The sequence below is a fragment of the Yoonia sp. genome (assembly GCF_036007805.1).
Lineage (GTDB): Bacteria > Pseudomonadota > Alphaproteobacteria > Rhodobacterales > Rhodobacteraceae > Yoonia.
This window is the reverse complement of record NZ_DASYOK010000039.1, coordinates 1-15,466: the sequence shown is the minus strand read 5'-3', so window position 1 is coordinate 15,466 and position 15,466 is coordinate 1. Positions and strand designations below refer to the sequence as shown.

General features: G+C 58.8%; 17 protein-coding genes. 11 read left to right on the top strand and 6 right to left on the bottom strand.

Annotated elements, in window-relative coordinates; all coding sequences use genetic code 11:
* The 4 genes from VGP75_RS01975 to sucC form a co-directional block, all read right to left on the bottom strand.
* Positions 1–494, bottom strand: a 494-nt coding sequence (locus VGP75_RS01975) for a biotin/lipoyl-containing protein (protein WP_327542052.1), incomplete at its 3' end; no start/stop codon positions are given.
* Positions 491–3,451, bottom strand: a complete 2,961-nt coding sequence (locus tag VGP75_RS01970; protein ID WP_327542051.1) for a 2-oxoglutarate dehydrogenase E1 component — start codon at positions 3,449–3,451, stop codon at positions 491–493. The genes VGP75_RS01970 and VGP75_RS01975, both read right to left, overlap by 4 nt.
* A 101-nt stretch (positions 3,452–3,552) precedes the next feature.
* Positions 3,553–4,437 (bottom strand): succinate--CoA ligase subunit alpha, encoded by an 885-nt coding sequence (gene sucD / locus VGP75_RS01965; protein ID WP_327542050.1) that lies wholly within the window; start codon positions 4,435–4,437, stop codon positions 3,553–3,555.
* 54 nt (positions 4,438–4,491) lie between these two features.
* Positions 4,492–5,685, bottom strand: coding sequence for an ADP-forming succinate--CoA ligase subunit beta (gene sucC, locus VGP75_RS01960; protein WP_327542049.1), 1,194 nt, complete (start codon positions 5,683–5,685; stop codon positions 4,492–4,494).
* 201 nt (positions 5,686–5,886) lie between these two features.
* Between sucC and VGP75_RS01955 the strand changes: the two genes are divergently transcribed.
* Entirely contained in the window at positions 5,887–6,897 is a 1,011-nt protein-coding gene (locus VGP75_RS01955) for a glycosyltransferase family protein (RefSeq protein ID WP_327542048.1), read from the top strand.
* Positions 6,898–6,947: 50 nt separating this feature from the next.
* On the opposite strand, the gene mdh is transcribed toward VGP75_RS01955, so the two are convergent.
* Positions 6,948–7,910, bottom strand: coding sequence for a malate dehydrogenase (gene mdh, locus VGP75_RS01950; RefSeq protein WP_327542047.1), 963 nt, complete (start codon positions 7,908–7,910; stop codon positions 6,948–6,950).
* Positions 7,911–8,070: 160 nt separating this feature from the next.
* On the opposite strand from mdh, the gene VGP75_RS01945 reads away from it, so the two are divergent.
* Entirely contained in the window at positions 8,071–8,826 is a 756-nt protein-coding gene (locus tag VGP75_RS01945) for a sulfite exporter TauE/SafE family protein (RefSeq protein ID WP_327542046.1), read from the top strand.
* Between the two features lie 16 nt (positions 8,827–8,842).
* On the opposite strand, the gene VGP75_RS01940 is transcribed toward VGP75_RS01945, so the two are convergent.
* Positions 8,843–9,154, bottom strand: a complete 312-nt coding sequence (locus tag VGP75_RS01940) for a hypothetical protein (protein ID WP_055293776.1) — start codon at positions 9,152–9,154, stop codon at positions 8,843–8,845.
* 184 nt (positions 9,155–9,338) lie between these two features.
* Here VGP75_RS01940 and VGP75_RS01935 point away from each other — a divergent pair, with 184 nt between their 5' ends.
* From VGP75_RS01935 to VGP75_RS01895, 9 genes are all read left to right on the top strand, one after another.
* Positions 9,339–10,181, top strand: coding sequence for an HpcH/HpaI aldolase/citrate lyase family protein (locus VGP75_RS01935; protein WP_327542045.1), 843 nt, complete (start codon positions 9,339–9,341; stop codon positions 10,179–10,181).
* Positions 10,178–10,732, top strand: a complete 555-nt coding sequence (locus VGP75_RS01930; RefSeq protein ID WP_327542044.1) for an NnrU family protein — start codon at positions 10,178–10,180, stop codon at positions 10,730–10,732. The genes VGP75_RS01935 and VGP75_RS01930 overlap by 4 nt, the downstream gene beginning before the upstream one ends.
* Positions 10,733–10,736: 4 nt before the next feature.
* Positions 10,737–10,940: a DUF1737 domain-containing protein gene (locus tag VGP75_RS01925; RefSeq protein WP_327542043.1), complete on the top strand. Its 204-nt coding sequence runs from the start codon at positions 10,737–10,739 to the stop codon at positions 10,938–10,940.
* On the top strand, positions 10,937–11,962 hold the full coding sequence (locus tag VGP75_RS01920) for a MaoC family dehydratase (protein WP_327542042.1): 1,026 nt from the start codon (positions 10,937–10,939) through the stop codon (positions 11,960–11,962). Before VGP75_RS01925 ends, VGP75_RS01920 begins: the two co-directional genes overlap by 4 nt.
* 208 nt (positions 11,963–12,170) lie before the next feature.
* The gene (gene sdhC / locus VGP75_RS01915) at positions 12,171–12,554 is read left to right on the top strand and encodes a succinate dehydrogenase, cytochrome b556 subunit (protein ID WP_327542041.1); all 384 of its coding nucleotides are present in this window, start codon (positions 12,171–12,173) and stop codon (positions 12,552–12,554) included.
* A 12-nt stretch (positions 12,555–12,566) separates the two neighbouring features.
* Positions 12,567–12,938, top strand: coding sequence for a succinate dehydrogenase, hydrophobic membrane anchor protein (gene sdhD / locus VGP75_RS01910; RefSeq protein ID WP_055293788.1), 372 nt, complete (start codon positions 12,567–12,569; stop codon positions 12,936–12,938).
* 21 nt (positions 12,939–12,959) lie between these two features.
* Positions 12,960–14,765, top strand: a complete 1,806-nt coding sequence (sdhA, locus tag VGP75_RS01905; RefSeq protein ID WP_327542040.1) for a succinate dehydrogenase flavoprotein subunit — start codon at positions 12,960–12,962, stop codon at positions 14,763–14,765.
* Positions 14,765–15,085 (top strand): succinate dehydrogenase, encoded by a 321-nt coding sequence (locus VGP75_RS01900; protein WP_327542039.1) that lies wholly within the window; start codon positions 14,765–14,767, stop codon positions 15,083–15,085. Before sdhA ends, VGP75_RS01900 begins: the two co-directional genes overlap by 1 nt.
* On the top strand, positions 15,082–15,369 hold the full coding sequence (locus tag VGP75_RS01895; RefSeq protein ID WP_327542038.1) for a hypothetical protein: 288 nt from the start codon (positions 15,082–15,084) through the stop codon (positions 15,367–15,369). The genes VGP75_RS01900 and VGP75_RS01895 overlap by 4 nt, the downstream gene beginning before the upstream one ends.
* Positions 15,370–15,466: the final 97 nt, after the last annotated feature.

Genomic DNA, 15,466 nt, shown 5'->3' with positions numbered 1-15,466 from the left:
GCGCGCGGCGCCGGGCTCGAAGACGGCGCGGGCGCGGCGGATGAGAGCGCGTTGAGCACGTCCTCTTTCATCACACGGCCGTCCTTGCCGGTGCCTGTGACATCGGAGAGGTTGTTTTCGGCCATCAGTTTCTTGGCGGATGGCGAATCTTCAGGATCACGCAATTTCGGCTCGGTCGGGCCGGCGCTGGTTTGGGTGACATCCGCGTCGGTTTTGGCACCGCTTTTGGCTTCTTCCTTGGGTGCCGATGCGGAGTCGCCTTCGGCGATTTGCGCCAATAGCGCGTCAACACCGACGGTTTCCCCTTCGGCGGCGACAATCTCGGACAGGGTGCCAGCGACAGGGCTGGGCACTTCGACCGTCACCTTGTCGGTTTCCAGCTCGCAGAGCATTTCGTCAACGGCCACGGCATCGCCGGGCTGCTTGAACCATGTGGCGACAGTGGCCTCTGTCACGGATTCGCCAAGGGTAGGGACGCGGACTTCGGTGCTCATTTCTTTGTTCCTTCGATGGTCAACGCATCATTCACGAGCGCTGTTTGTTCTGCTTTGTGTTTGCTGGCCAGACCTGTTGCAGGCGAGGCCGCAGCGGCGCGCCCAACATAAACAGGCCGTGTGTGTTTCGCTTTGGACCGTGTCAGCACCCATTCGATATTGGGTTCCATGAACGTCCACGCGCCCTGATTGCGCGGTTCTTCCTGACACCAGACCATTTCGGCATTCTTGAACCGTTCGAGTTCCTTCATCGCCGATTGCGCGGGGAATGGGTAAAACTGCTCGAACCGCAGGATATAGACATCGTTGATCCCGCGCGCGTCACGCTCTTCCAGCAGGTCGTAATAGACCTTGCCCGAACACATCACGACCCGTTTGATTTTGTCATCGGCTACCAGTTTGGTGTCCGAATTCCCCTGCTGGGCATCATCCCAAAGCACGCGGTGGAACGAAGAACCTGTCGTGAATTCGTCTTTCTTGGACACGGCCAGTTTGTGCCGCAAAAGCGACTTGGGTGTCATCAGGATCAGCGGTTTGCGGTAGGTGCGGTGCAGCTGCCGCCGCAACAGGTGGAAGTAGTTCGCAGGTGTGGTGCAGTTAGCGACGATCCAGTTGTCGCCGCCGCACATGGTCAGGAACCGTTCCAGACGTGCGCTGGAGTGTTCCGGCCCCTGCCCTTCGTAGCCATGCGGAAGCAGACAAACGAGGCCCGACATGCGCAGCCATTTGCTTTCGCCCGAACTGATGAACTGGTCGAACATGATCTGCGCGCCATTGGCGAAATCGCCGAACTGTGCTTCCCACAAGGTCAGCGCATTGGGTTCGGCCAATGAATAGCCGTACTCAAAGCCCAGAACCGCATATTCCGACAGCATCGAATCGATCACTTCGTAATGGGCCTGACCGTCGCGGATATGGTTGAGCGGGTAGTAGCGTTCTTCATTGTCCTGATTGATCAGGCCGGAATGCCGCTGGCTGAATGTGCCGCGTGTGCTGTCCTGCCCCGAAAGGCGCACAGGGTAGCCTTCTGTCAAGAGCGAGCCAAAGGCCAATGCTTCACCGGTTGCCCAGTCGATTCCCTCGCCGGTTTCGAACATGGTGGCCTTCGCGTCTAGCAGGCGCGCAACAGTTTTGTGCAACGGGAAACTCTCGGGCGCTTTGGACAGCGCCTTGCCGATGTCTTCGAAGGTCTTTTCGTCAATCGCGGTCGCACCCCGCTGATAGTCGTCCTTGTTCCGGTCAAGATGTGACCACTTGCCATCCAGCCAGTCGGCCTTGTTGGGTTTGTAGGTTTTGCCGGATTCGAATTCCTCGTTCAGATGGGCCTGAAACGCGGCCTTCATGTCTTCGATCTCGCCCTCCGGGATCAGCCCGTCCTGCACCAGACGTTCGGTGTAAAGCGTCAGCGTGGTCTTTTGCTTTTTGATCTTTTTATACATCACCGGGTTGGTGAACATCGGCTCGTCGCCCTCGTTGTGACCAAAGCGGCGGTAGCAGATGATATCCAGCACCACGTCCTTGTGGAACTTCTGGCGGAATTCGGTGGCGACGCGGGCGGCGTGGACCACGGCCTCGGGGTCATCGCCGTTCACGTGGAAGATCGGCGCCTCAACCATCAATGCGATGTCGGTGGGGTAGGGTGACGAACGCGAAAAATGCGGCGCAGTGGTAAAGCCGATCTGGTTGTTCACGACGATATGCATGGTGCCGCCGGTCCTGTGGCCTTTGAGACCGGACAGGCCGAAGCCCTCGGCCACAACACCTTGGCCTGCGAAGGCCGCATCGCCGTGCAGCAGCACCGCCATGACGCGGGTGCGGTCCTTGTCGTTTTTCTGGTCCTGCTTGGCGCGAACCTTGCCCAGCACCACAGGGTTCACCGCCTCAAGGTGGGAGGGGTTTGCGGTGAGCGACAGGTGCACGGAATTATCATCAAAGGCGCGGTCGGATGAGGCGCCAAGATGGTATTTCACATCGCCCGAGCCATCGACGTCTTCGGGCTTGAACGATCCGCCCTGAAATTCGTTGAAGATCGCGCGATAGGGTTTCTGCATCACATTGGCGAGCACCGACAAACGGCCACGGTGCGGCATCCCGATCACGATGTCCTCAAGCCCCAACTGGCCGCCGCGCTTGATGATCTGTTCCATCGCGGGGATCAGGCTTTCGCCGCCATCAAGGCCGAAACGCTTGGTCCCCATGTATTTGACGTGCAGGAATTTTTCGAAACCCTCGGCCTGTACAAGGCTGTTCAGAATCGCCTTGCGGCCCTCTTTGGTAAAGGCAATTTCCTTGCCATAGCCTTCAATCCGTTCTTTCAGCCACGCTGCCTCTTCGGGGTTCGAGATGTGCATATATTGCAGTGCAAAAGTACCGCAGTAAGTGCGTTGCACGATGGCAAGGATCTCATTCATGGTCGCGACTTCGAGGCCGAGCACGTTGTCGATAAATATCGGACGGTCCATGTCGGCGCCGGTGAAGCCATAGGATTTCGGGTCAAGTTCAGGGTGCGGAACGTTCTCCCGCATCCCCAGCGGATCGAGGTCTGCAATCAGGTGGCCACGAATACGGTAGGCGCGGATGATCATCAGCGCGCGGATGCTGTCCAGCACAGCGTTGCGGACCTGATTTTCGTCCAGGGTCACGCCTTTTTCAGCAGCTTTTTCCTTGATCTTCTTGCCAGCCGCTTCGGGTTCAGCTGGCCACTGCCCATCGAGGGCTGCGGTCAGGTCATCGTTCGGAACGGGCGGCCAGTCGCTGCGCGCCCAAGAGGGACCAGCGGCCTCTGCTTTGGCATCGGCAGGTGCATCACCCAAGGACCGAAAGAACGCCTGCCAGCTTTCATCGACAGCACCGGGGTTGTCGGCGTAGCGGGCGTAAAGCTGTTCGACATATTCGGCGTTGTGCCCTTGCAGGAATGAAGAGGCGTGGAAAACGTCGTTGGGGGATTGGTCGTTCATGAGTTGACCTCAGTGGGTTGCCGATGATGAGGTCCCGGATGTGCTCTGGGACTGCGTTCTATGTGGGGTGAGGTCCCGGACTTGATCCGGGACCTCACATTTCATTTGCTGATCGCTTCCAGAACAGCCTCGCCCAGTGTCGCAGGGCTATCCGCAACAACGATGCCAGCAGACTTCATCGCTTCGATCTTGCTTTCCGCATCGCCTTTACCGCCTGCAACAATCGCACCGGCGTGGCCCATGCGGCGGCCCGGAGGGGCTGTGCGGCCTGCGATGAAACCGGCTGTCGGTTTCCAGCGGCCTTTCTTGCGCTCATCGGCCAAGAACTGTGCCGCTTCCTCTTCGGCAGAGCCGCCGATTTCGCCGATCATGATGATGGATTGGGTTTCATCATCTGCAAGGAACATTTCCAGCACGTCGATATGCTCGGTGCCTTTGATTGGGTCGCCACCGATACCGACGGCGGTGGACTGGCCCAAACCGCTGTCCGAGGTCTGCTTGACGGCCTCATAGGTTAGCGTGCCGGAACGGGAGACAACGCCGACCGAACCGCGTTTGTGGATGTGGCCGGGCATGATGCCGATTTTGCACGCATCTGGTGTGATGACACCGGGGCAGTTTGGCCCGATCAGGCGGGATTTGGAGCCTTCCAGCGCGCGCTTGACGCGCATCATGTCCAGAACAGGGATACCTTCGGTGATACAGATGATCAGTTCCATTTCGGCGTCGATGGCTTCAAGGATTGAATCCGCCGCAAAGGGTGGCGGCACGTAGATGACAGAGGCGTTGGCTTCGGTGACGTGTTTCGCCTCATGGACCGAGTTGAAGATCGGCAGGTCGAGATGGGTCTGACCACCTTTGCCGGGGGTCACGCCGCCGACCATTTTGGTGCCATAAGCAATCGCTTGCTCGGAGTGGAATGTGCCCTGCGAACCGGTAAGGCCCTGACAGATCACTTTGGTGTTTTCGTTTACGAGAATGGCCATATTGGTGGCTCCTTAAAATCTTTGCATCGCGTGGGTTGCACCCACCCTACGGGATTACCCTTTGACGGCTTTCACGATCTTCTGCGCGCCATCTTTCAGGTCGTCAGCAGCGATCACATCAAGGCCGGAATTGCGGATGATCTCTTTGCCTTTTTCCACATTCGTCCCTTCCAGGCGCACAACAAGCGGCACCTTGAGGCCCACCTCTTTCACAGCCGCGATCACGCCCTCGGCGATGACATCGCAGCGCATAATGCCGCCGAAGATGTTCACAAGGATGCCTTTGACGTTGGGGTCGGAGGTGATGATCTTGAAGGCCTCGGTCACCTTCTCTTTCGTCGCGCCACCGCCCACGTCGAGGAAGTTGGCAGGCTCGGCCCCGTAAAGCTTGATGATGTCCATCGTTGCCATGGCAAGGCCTGCGCCGTTCACCATGCAGCCGATTTCACCGTCGAGCGCGATATAGTTCAGGTCGAATTTCGAGGCTGCGAGTTCCTTTGGGTCTTCTTCGGTCTCGTCGCGCAGGGCGGCGATATCGGCGTGGCGGTAGATGGCGTTGCCGTCGAAAGCGACCTTGGCGTCGAGCACCTTGAGATCACCGCCGTCTGTGACGATCAGCGGGTTGATTTCCAGCATCTCCATGTCTTTTTCGGTGAAAGCGCGGTAGAGGTTGCCCATTAGCGCCACGCACTGCTTGATCTGGTTGCCTTTCAGGCCCAGCGCGAAAGCAACGCGGCGGCCGTGGAACGGCTGATATCCGGTGGCGGGATCAACGGTGAAGTTGAGGATTTTCTCGGGCGTGTTTTCGGCGACTTCTTCGATGTCCATGCCGCCCTCGGTCGAGACGACAAAGCCGATACGGCTTGTCACGCGGTCGACCAGCAGGGCGAGGTACATTTCGGTCTCGATGCCGGAGCCGTCTTCGATGTAGATGCGGTTAACTTGCTTGCCTGCAGGGCCGGTCTGGTGCGTGACCAATGTGCGCCCCAGCATTTTCTTGGCTTCCTGTGCGGCCTCTTCGACCGATTTGGCCAGACGCACACCGCCGGCTTCGCCTGCGTCGGCTTCCTTGAATTTGCCTTTGCCGCGGCCACCGGCGTGGATCTGGGCTTTGACAACCCACAGAGGGCCATCAAGTTCGCCTGCTGCGGTTTTGGCGTCCTCGGCGCGGGTGACGGGGCGGCCATCAGAGACGGGCGCGCCATAGCTGCGCAGCAAGGCTTTGGCCTGGTATTCGTGAATGTTCATAAGACAATTCCAATTTGGCTTCGGTTGCGGCACCTAAACATGGAAAAACCGCGCTATATAAGCGAAAAATCCGAAATCAGGGGAAAATCGAACATTTGTGATCACAGTAAAAAAATCTGTGATCACAAAAGACAGGTCACGCTCAGATTGTGTCTGTTTAATCCATTTTGAAAGATTCGTGACTATGATAGCAGAGTGCTGATGTTGACAGAAACACCCTCATGGGCCGTCGTTGCGACGGTTGATGAACCACCTGCGTTGTTGCAGGCCTTTGTGGCCTGGCACCTGTCGCTGGGGGCGGCGCAGGTGTTTTTGTATTTTGACTCTCCGTCGGCAGCGGGATCGGTTGATTTTACCCATTTGCCGCAGGTGACGGTGGTGGCCTGCGATGCAGCGCATTGGCAGCGCTTTGGAAAACCGCGCCCGCACCGCCACGAAATCCGGCAGGTGCGCAATGCGCAGGATGCCTATCAGCGCACAGCGGCGGACTGGATTTTGCATTGTGACGCGGATGAATATCTGCGCGCGGCCATGCCTGTGGCGGATATTCTGGCCGGAATTGAGGCCGAGACCGAATGTTTCATTCTGGGCGTCGCAGAACGTGTCCACCCGATGGGCAAGATCGGTGCGGGCCTTTTTGATGGTGCGTTCCGGCGTCCGTTTCAGGGACCCGCCAAGCGGGGGGCTGCGATCTTTGGTGCGGATTTCAAGATGACCAACCGGGGGCTGACGGGGCATGCGCAGGGGAAGGCCTTTGTGCGGACGGGGCGTGGACTGCATATGTCGATCCATCGTCCACGACGGCCCAAAACAGGCCAAGAGGTTGTGAGCACGCGCGCGACAAACGAGGTGCTGGAGCTTTTGCATTTCGAAGGGCTGACGCCACACTACTGGTCCTACAAGCTGTCGCGGATGATACAGGCGCTGAACGAAGATGACGGGATGCCACCGTCAGCTCACCGGCGGCGGCAGGCAGAGGCGTTGATGGCGGCACCGGAGTTGGCAGAAGGTCTTTATCACCGCCTGAAGTCTGTTGATGCACCAACCATCAAGGCATTGGTGAAGCGCGGGCTTTGGGATGACCGGGCCTTTGATCCGGCCCCTGTCGTGGCAAGGTATTTTGCAGGGCAGGTTGCAGATGCAAGCCCGCAGGCCATTGATGACTGGCTGGCGACCAACAAGACACGTGTGACGGACTATCTGCAAAAATAAAAAGGGCCGCCCCGTGGGGCAGCCCTTTGCATTGCTGATGTGCAGCGCGCTTATGCGAGGCTGCCGTCGATCCCGATGCAGGCTTCGACAAGGCCTTTGACGGCGTCGACGGATTTGTCGAACATCGCCTGTTCTTCCTTGTTCATCTTGATCTCGACCACGCGCTCGATACCGCCTGCGCCGATGATGGTGGGGACACCAACGTAGAACCCGTTCAGGCCGTATGCGCCATCAACGTGCGCCGCACATGGCAGCAGGCGCTTTTGGTCCTTGAGGAAAGCCTCGGCCATTTCGATTGCGGATGTGGCGGGTGCGTAGAAGGCAGAGCCGGTTTTCAGCAGGCCAACGATTTCGGCGCCGCCGTCGCGTGTGCGTTGCACAATCGCGTCGAGTTTGTCTTGTGTGGTCCAGCCCATATCGACCAGATCGGGCAGAGGGATGCCTGCAACTGTGGAATAGCGTGTCAGCGGCACCATTGTGTCGCCGTGGCCGCCCAGAACAAAGGCTGTCACGTCACGCATGGAGACGTTGAATTCCTCGGCAAGGAAGTGACGGAAACGCGCGCTATCAAGCACACCTGCCATGCCGCAGACCATGTGGTGGGGCAGGCCGGAGAATTCGCGCAGTGCCCAGACCATCGCGTCCAGCGGGTTGGTGATGCAGATGACGAACGCGTTCGGCGCATGGGCTGCGATGCCTTCGCCAACGGATTTCATGACTTTGAGGTTGATGCCCAGCAGGTCATCGCGGCTCATGCCGGGTTTGCGGGCGACACCTGCGGTGACGATGCATACGTCTGCGCCTGCGATATCTTCATAGCTGTTGGCGCCTTTGAAGCTGCCGTCGAATTTCGCGGCAGGGCCGCTCTCGGCGATATCAAGCGCCTTACCTTGGGGGATGCCCTCTGCGATATCGAAGAGAACAACATCGCCGAGTTCTTTGACAGCTGCGAGGTGCGCGAGCGTGCCACCGATCTGTCCGGCGCCGATGAGGGCAATCTTGGGTCTGGCCATTGAAACAAGTCCTTTGGTGATTTGGCTTTCGGCGCTTTGGGTAAGGCTTTGCAGCCGTGCGCGCAAGAGTGCTGCATCGCGCCATCACGGTGAGCAGAGTAGCCAAGCAGCGTGCTTGACGCTAACGATGCTGGAATGATGGATATTTTGGACTGCTTACGTGATTGAATTCGGATGGCAATTTTTTGCGGTGGGCATCCCCGCGATCATCTTTGGCGGCATGTCCAAGGCCGGTTTCGGGTCGGGTGCGGCCTTTGTGGGTGGTGCGATTCTGGCGCTGGTGGTCCCGCCGGGGGCTGCGTTGGGGATTGTTTTGCCGCTCTTTATGCTCGTGGATGCCGCCACGCTGAAACCCTATTGGGGCAAGTGGCATTGGCCCTCTGCCAAGGGATTGATGATCGGGGCAGTGCCGGGGTGCATCATCGCGGCATGGCTCTATGCCTCGGTGGATGCGGATGTGTTCAGGTTGTTGATCGGGGCGATCTGTCTGGCGTTCGTTGCTTTTCAATGGGCGCGTGCCCTGGGATGGCTCAAGATCCCGATCATGCCGTTTTCCGCGCCTTTTGCATGGATCGCGGGCATGGTCAGCGGGTTCACCAGCTTTATCAGTCATGCGGGCGGCCCGCCGTCTGCGGTGTTTTTGCTGTCACAGGGCCTGAGCAAGACCACGTTTCAGGCGACCACGGTGGTTGTTTTCTGGGCGGTGAACTGGATGAAGGCGGTGCCCTATGCGTTTCTGGGCATCTTTAGCTGGGACACCATGATGGGAAGCCTTTTGCTGGCGCCATTCGCCCTGATTGGTGCGTGGCTGGGCGTGAAGGCGCATTACTGGATACCGGAGCGTTTGTTCTTTGGGCTGACCTATGTCTTGCTGCTTTTGACAGGTGTCCGGCTTATCTGGATCGCTTTGAGCTAAGCCGGACCACTGGTACTCAGCTCTGGCTGTCGAAATTCGCCAGAGGTTCGTTCACGTATTGGTAGGCCTGTCCTGCGGCGGCGAGACATGTCAGCCCGCCGGGCCGCGTGATCGTGATGGTCCAAGAGCCTGTGTCCATGGATGCAAAGACTTCCACTACGGAATTGTCGCTGGTGAGCCCGATGGATTGGCGACTTTCGCCATAGCGTTCGCCCAAGCGTTCAACAACCGTGGCATGGTCGGCGCAGTTGCCTTGGGCGTGGGCCTGTTGTGCCGCCAGCATCATGGCCGCGATCCCGAAGGACATCAGGAATAGGATAGGTTTCATTTGGTTCCCCTTGTGCAAAGCGGATCACGGTGATCCGTCATAGGACCAAGTGTCAGGGGAGCATGCGCAGAATTGGTTAACATACCGTAACGATGGGGCCGGTCGCTGCGTTGCGGCAATTTATCCTTGAATGATTAGATAATTTCTGGCCTTTTCCGCGCAATATTATTGCGAGGAAGATTCGATGCACAGCCGCCCTTACCGCTCCGCCCTATATATCCCCGGGTCCAAGGATCGGGCCTTGGAGAAGGCGCGGGGGCTGCCGGTTGATGTGATCCTGTTTGATCTGGAAGACGCTGTTTCGCCGGATGCCAAGGTCGCGGCGCGGGATACGCTTTACGCTGCCCTTGCGGACGGAGGCTATGGGCCGCGTTTGAAAATCGTGCGGATCAACGGGCTCGATACGGAATGGGGGGCTGCCGATGCGGCGGCGGTTGCGGCGATGGCGTGTGACGCGATCCTGTTGCCCAAGGTGAACGGCCCCGCCGATGTCGATGCGCTGGCAGCATTGGTACCCGATCTGCCGATCTGGGCGATGATGGAAACGCCCGAGGGCGTCCTGAATGCGGCCAGTATCGCTGCGCATCCACGGATTGCGGGCTTTGTGCTGGGGACGAATGACCTGGCGAAGGATCTGAATTCGCGCACCCGTGCCGCGCTGACGATGGCCTTGCAGCATTGTCTGCTGGCAGCCAAGGCTGCGGGGATTGTGGCGTTGGATGGTGTTTACAATGCCTTCAAGGATGAGGACGGTTTGCGCGCGGAATGCGCAGAGGGCCGCGATATGGGATTTGATGGCAAGACCCTGATCCACCCTGCGCAGGTGGCGATTGCCAATGCCGCCTTTGGCCCGACCGAGGCCGAGATTGATCTGGCCCGCCGCCAGATTGCCGCCTTTGAGGCCGCAGAGGCCGAAGGGCAGGGTGTGGCCGTTGTGGACGGGCGCATCGTTGAGAACTTGCATATCGTCACCGCGCGCGCGACGTTGGCGAAAGCTGAGGCTATCGCTGCATTGGAGACGGCATGACACTACTAATCGCTGGCGTTGCCCTTTGGTGGGCAGCACATTTGTTCAAACGGCTTGCACCGGGGGCGCGGGCGGCGCTGGGCGGCGCGGGCTATCCGGTGATGGCTGTCGCCATACTGCTGAGCGTCGTTTTAATGGTGCTGGGCTATCGCGACGCGGATGGCGCGGTGTATTGGGGACGCAGCCCGATGTGGGTTGGCATCAACAACCTGCTGATGATCGTGGCCTTCTACTTCTACGCCGCCAGTGCTGCGAAGGGCGCGAAAATCTGGTTGGGGACCAAAGTGCGGCATCCGCAACTGACCGGTTTCTCGATCTGGGCCGTCGCGCATTTGCTGGTGAATGGCGATACGGCATCATTTATCCTGTTCGGCGGATTGCTGGCCTGGGCGATCATGGAAATCCTGCTGATCAATGCGCAGGAAGGGCCATGGCAGCGCCCCGCACGTGCACCGTTCAAGAAAGAAATCGTCGCTGTTGTCGTGACCATCGTCGTCACGGTCGTGGTGATGGGTATCCACTACGCGCTTGGCGTCACACCTTGGGGGTAAGCAGGTGAAAATCTATCGTTTGTTGACCGAGGATGACACCTCGGCGTTTTGCCACAAAGTGTCCGAGGCTTTGTCCAAGGGGTGGGAGCTTTACGGCTCTCCGACCTATGCCTATGACCACGCGAATGGCGTCATGCGCTGCGGGCAGGCCGTGACGAAAGAGATCGATACGCCCTATTCACCGGATATGAAGTTAGGCAAGCAATGACCAAGACCAACGCAGGCCGGTTTTTCGAGGATTACGCCGTGGGTGATGTGATTACCCACGCTGTGCCGCGCACAATTTCAGGGGGCGAGCGCGCGCTGTATCACGCGCTCTATCCCGCCCGTAGTGCGCTTTATTCCTCGGATGAATTTGCGCGGGCTTGCGGTTTGCCCGGTGCGCCTGTCGATGATCTGGTCACGTTTCACACGGTCTTTGGCAAGACTGTGCCCGATGTATCGCTGAATGCGGTGGCCAATCTGGGCTATGCCGAAGGGCGCTGGCTGCGGCCTGTTTATGCGGGTGATACGCTGGTGTCACAGAGTGAGGTGATTGGCCTCAAACAGAACTCGAACGGGAAATCCGGTGTGGTCTGGGTGCGCACCACGGGGCGCAACCAGCGCGGCGAGGAAGTGCTGAGCTATGTGCGCTGGGTGATGGTGCGCAAGGGGGGTGAGGGGGAAGCGCCGCAGACGGTGATCCCTGATCTGGCGGAGGCTGTTGCAGTGGGTGATCTGGTGATCCCTGAGGGGCTGACCTTCGAGGATTACGATTTCACCCTGGCCGGTGAGCCGCATCGCTTGGGCGATTATGCTGTGGGGGAAGTGATTGACCATGTCGATGGTGTGACCATCGAAGAAGCCGAGCATATGCTGGCCACGCGTCTGTGGCAGAACACCGCCAAGGTGCACTTCGATGCGACCAACCGTGCCGATGGCAAGCGGTTGATCTACGGCGGGCATGTGATCTCGCTCGCCCGCGCGCTATCGTTCAACGGGCTGGCCAATGCGCAGATGATTGTGGCGCTGAACGGGGGCGCGCATGCCAATCCGTGTTTTGCGGGTGATACGGTGCGGGCGTGGTCCGAAGTGCTGGACGTGGCCGAAACAGATGCGCTGGGCGTCGGTGCAATCCGGCTGCGCTTGGTGGCGACCAAGGGCGCGGCGGGGGTGCTTCACAGTGACGATGGCAAGTATCACGCGGATGTGCTTCTTGATCTTGATTACTGGGCATTGATGCCTGTGTGATGCGGGCTAGCCTCTTGAACAAGAGAGGCGCGAGATTTGTGATCACAGTTTGGAAAAGTGTGATCACAATCTTAAAAAAGGTGGCTTTGCGCGACCATTTTTCACGGTTTGATGGGTGCGCTGCGCGTGACTCTGTGCTGTGAATGGTGCAGAACATACTCCAAAGGCGTCGTCTGCCAGACGACACAAGCCAACGAAGGGAACTGATATGGCTGACGTGAACCGGGGCAATCGCCCGCTTTCACCGCATCTGACGATCTATCGTCCGCAATGGACCTCGATGTCCTCAATTCTGGTCCGCATCTCCGGCAATGCACTGATTGTAGCGGCGCTGATGATCGTGTGGTGGTTTGTGGCCGCGGCCACTGGACCCGAGGCATTTGCCACGGCGAACGGATTTGTCACGAGCTGGTTTGGTGATCTGGTTATGGTGCTGTCCACTTTGGGCCTTTGGTATCACCTGCTGGGTGGTCTGCGCCATCTGGTGTGGGACAGTGGCCGCATGCTGGATGTCGACAAGTCCGAGCTTGCCGCGCAGATGATGATGGTGCTGTCGGTGCTGCTGACCATCTTCACCGTAATTGTTGTATAAGGGGGCGCTGCTATGGCTTTTCTGACTGACCGCAAACGCGCATCCGGCATGGGCTCGGCGAAAACCGGGACCGAGCATCACTGGCAGATGATGGTGACCTCTGTTGCCCTTCTGATCCTGACGCCGCTCTTTATCTTTACCTTCGGGTCCATTCTCGGGTCGTCTTACGAAGAGGTGATCGCCTATTACCAGCGGCCTTTCCCAGCTGTTGTTGCGATCCTGACCATGCTGGTGGGTTTCTTTCACTACCGCTTGGGTGTTCAGACCCTGATTGAGGATTATGTTCACGGTTTCGCACGCAAGGCGGCGATTATCGGCATGATCTGCCTGTCCTATGCTGCGGCGGCTTTTGCGATTTTCGCAATCGTCCGTATCGCCCTTTAATCCGCGCGGAGCTTATTACCTATGGCTGCTTATGAATACGAAACCCACACCTATGATGCGATTGTCGTCGGGGCTGGCGGGGCCGGACTGCGGGCTACCTTGGGTCTTGCGGAACAGGGTTTGCGCACTGCCTGTATCACCAAGGTTTTCCCGACGCGTTCACACACTGTTGCAGCACAAGGCGGCATCGCCGCCTCTTTGGGCAACATGGGCCCTGACAGCTGGCAGTGGCATATGTATGACACGGTGAAGGGCTCTGACTGGCTGGGTGATACCGACGCGATGGAATACCTCGCGCGTGAGGCCCCCAAGGCGGTTTACGAGCTTGAGCATTACGGCGTGCCGTTTTCGCGCACCGAAGAGGGCAAGATCTATCAGCGCCCCTTTGGCGGCCACACCACCGAATTCGGTGAAGGCCCGCCCGTGCAGCGCACCTGTGCTGCTGCCGACCGCACCGGTCACGCCATCCTGCACACGCTTTACGGCCAGTCGCTGAAACAGCAGGCGGAATTCTACATCGAATATTTCGCGCTTGATCTGATCATGTCCGACGATGGCATCTGTCAGGGTGTGATCGCATGGAAGCTGGATGACGGCACCATGCATGTTTTCAACGCCAAGACCGTTGTGCTGGCGACGGGTGGTTATGGCCGCGCATACTTCAGCGCGACTTCGGCCCATACTTGCACCGGTGACGGTGGCGGTATGGTCGCCCGTCAGGGTCTGCCTTTGCAGGATATGGAATTCGTGCAGTTCCACCCGACCGGCATTTACGGTGCAGGCTGTCTGATCACTGAAGGTGCGCGCGGCGAGGGTGGTTATCTGACCAACTCCGAAGGTGAGCGGTTCATGGAGCGCTATGCGCCCAACTACAAAGACCTTGCCCCCCGCGACTATGTCAGCCGCTGCATGACCATGGAAATCCGCGAAGGGCGCGGTGTGGGGGCCAATGGTGATCACATTCACCTCAACCTCAACCACCTGCCGAAAGAGGCTTTGGCCGAACGTCTGCCCGGGATTTCGGAAAGCGCGCGCATCTTTGCGGGTGTCGATGTGACCAAGGAAGCGATCCCTGTGCTGCCCACCGTGCACTACAACATGGGCGGTATTCCGACCAACTATTACGGTGAGGTGCTCAACCCCACGAAGAAAGACCCCAACGCGGTTGTGCCCGGCCTGATGGCGGTGGGTGAAGCGGGCTGTGCGTCGGTGCATGGCGCCAATCGTCTGGGATCGAACAGCCTGATTGACCTTGTTGTCTTTGGCCGCGCCGCTGCGATCCGCGCGGGTGAAGTGGTGGATCGCAACGCCCCCAACCCGACATTGAACCAGGCGTCTGTGGATGCGTGTTTTGACCGGTTCGACGGGCTGCGCCATGCGAAGGGTACTGTTGGCACTGCAGAGCTGCGTCTGGAAATGCAAAAGGCGATGCAGGCCGATGCCGCTGTGTTCCGCACCGATAAGACGCTGGCCGAAGGTGTCGAGAAGATGACGGCGATTGCAGGCAAGATGGATGATCTGTCTGTCACCGACCGCAGCCTTGTCTGGAACAGCGACCTTATGGAAACGCTGGAACTGACCAACCTGATGCCGAACGCGCTTGCCACGATCGTCGGCGCCGAGGCGCGCAAGGAAAGCCGTGGTGCGCATGCGCATGAGGATTATGCGACACGTGACGATAAAAACTGGCGTGTGCACACGATCAGCCATGTGGATGGGGCGAAAGTAAACCTGAGCTACCGTCCGGTGATCACGGCGGGTCTGACAACCGAAGCCGAAGGCGGTATTTCGGAAGCCAAGATCGCGCCGAAAGAACGGACATTCTGATGCGTCTGCTGATGACATTTGGCGCGGTGGCGGTGCTGGCGGGTTGCATGCAGGACCTTGGTCCGACAGGCGACATGCTGGCGCGCGACGCGGCAAAAGGTGTCGTCAACAACGCTGTGCAGGCACGGTTCCCCGGTGTTGATGCACGTCCGCTGACGGACTGTATTATCGACAATGCATCCTCTTCCGAGATTGTTCAGATCGCGCAGGGGGCTGTGGTTGGCGCGAATGAGGCCACGACAGATCTGATTGTCCAGATTGCGCAACGTCCAGACACGGTGCGTTGCACAGTCAACAATTCGTTTGGGATAAATCTATGATCCGCGTTGCACTCTTGATGTCTGTAGTGCTGGCCGCTGCCTGCACACCGATCACACCGGAACGCGCGGCTGAGCGCTGTGAAGAGCGCGCGCGTGCGGCACAGGGGCCGCAGATCGGCATGACTCTTGGCGCCAATAGCGATAGCGGGCCATTCGCCAGTGGCAGCTTCAGCATCAGTTCGGATGCGATCCGCGGACTTGACCCGATCGCGGTTTATGAAAGCTGCGTCTTCAATCTGACCGGCGAGCCGCCAATTCGGCCGCCGCGTTTGCGCGCCATGTAAAGGTATTCGGGCGCAAGCCCTGACGGAAGGAACGAAAAATGGTACAACTGACACTTCCCAAGAACTCCCGCATGACGGTGGGTAAAACCTGGCCGAA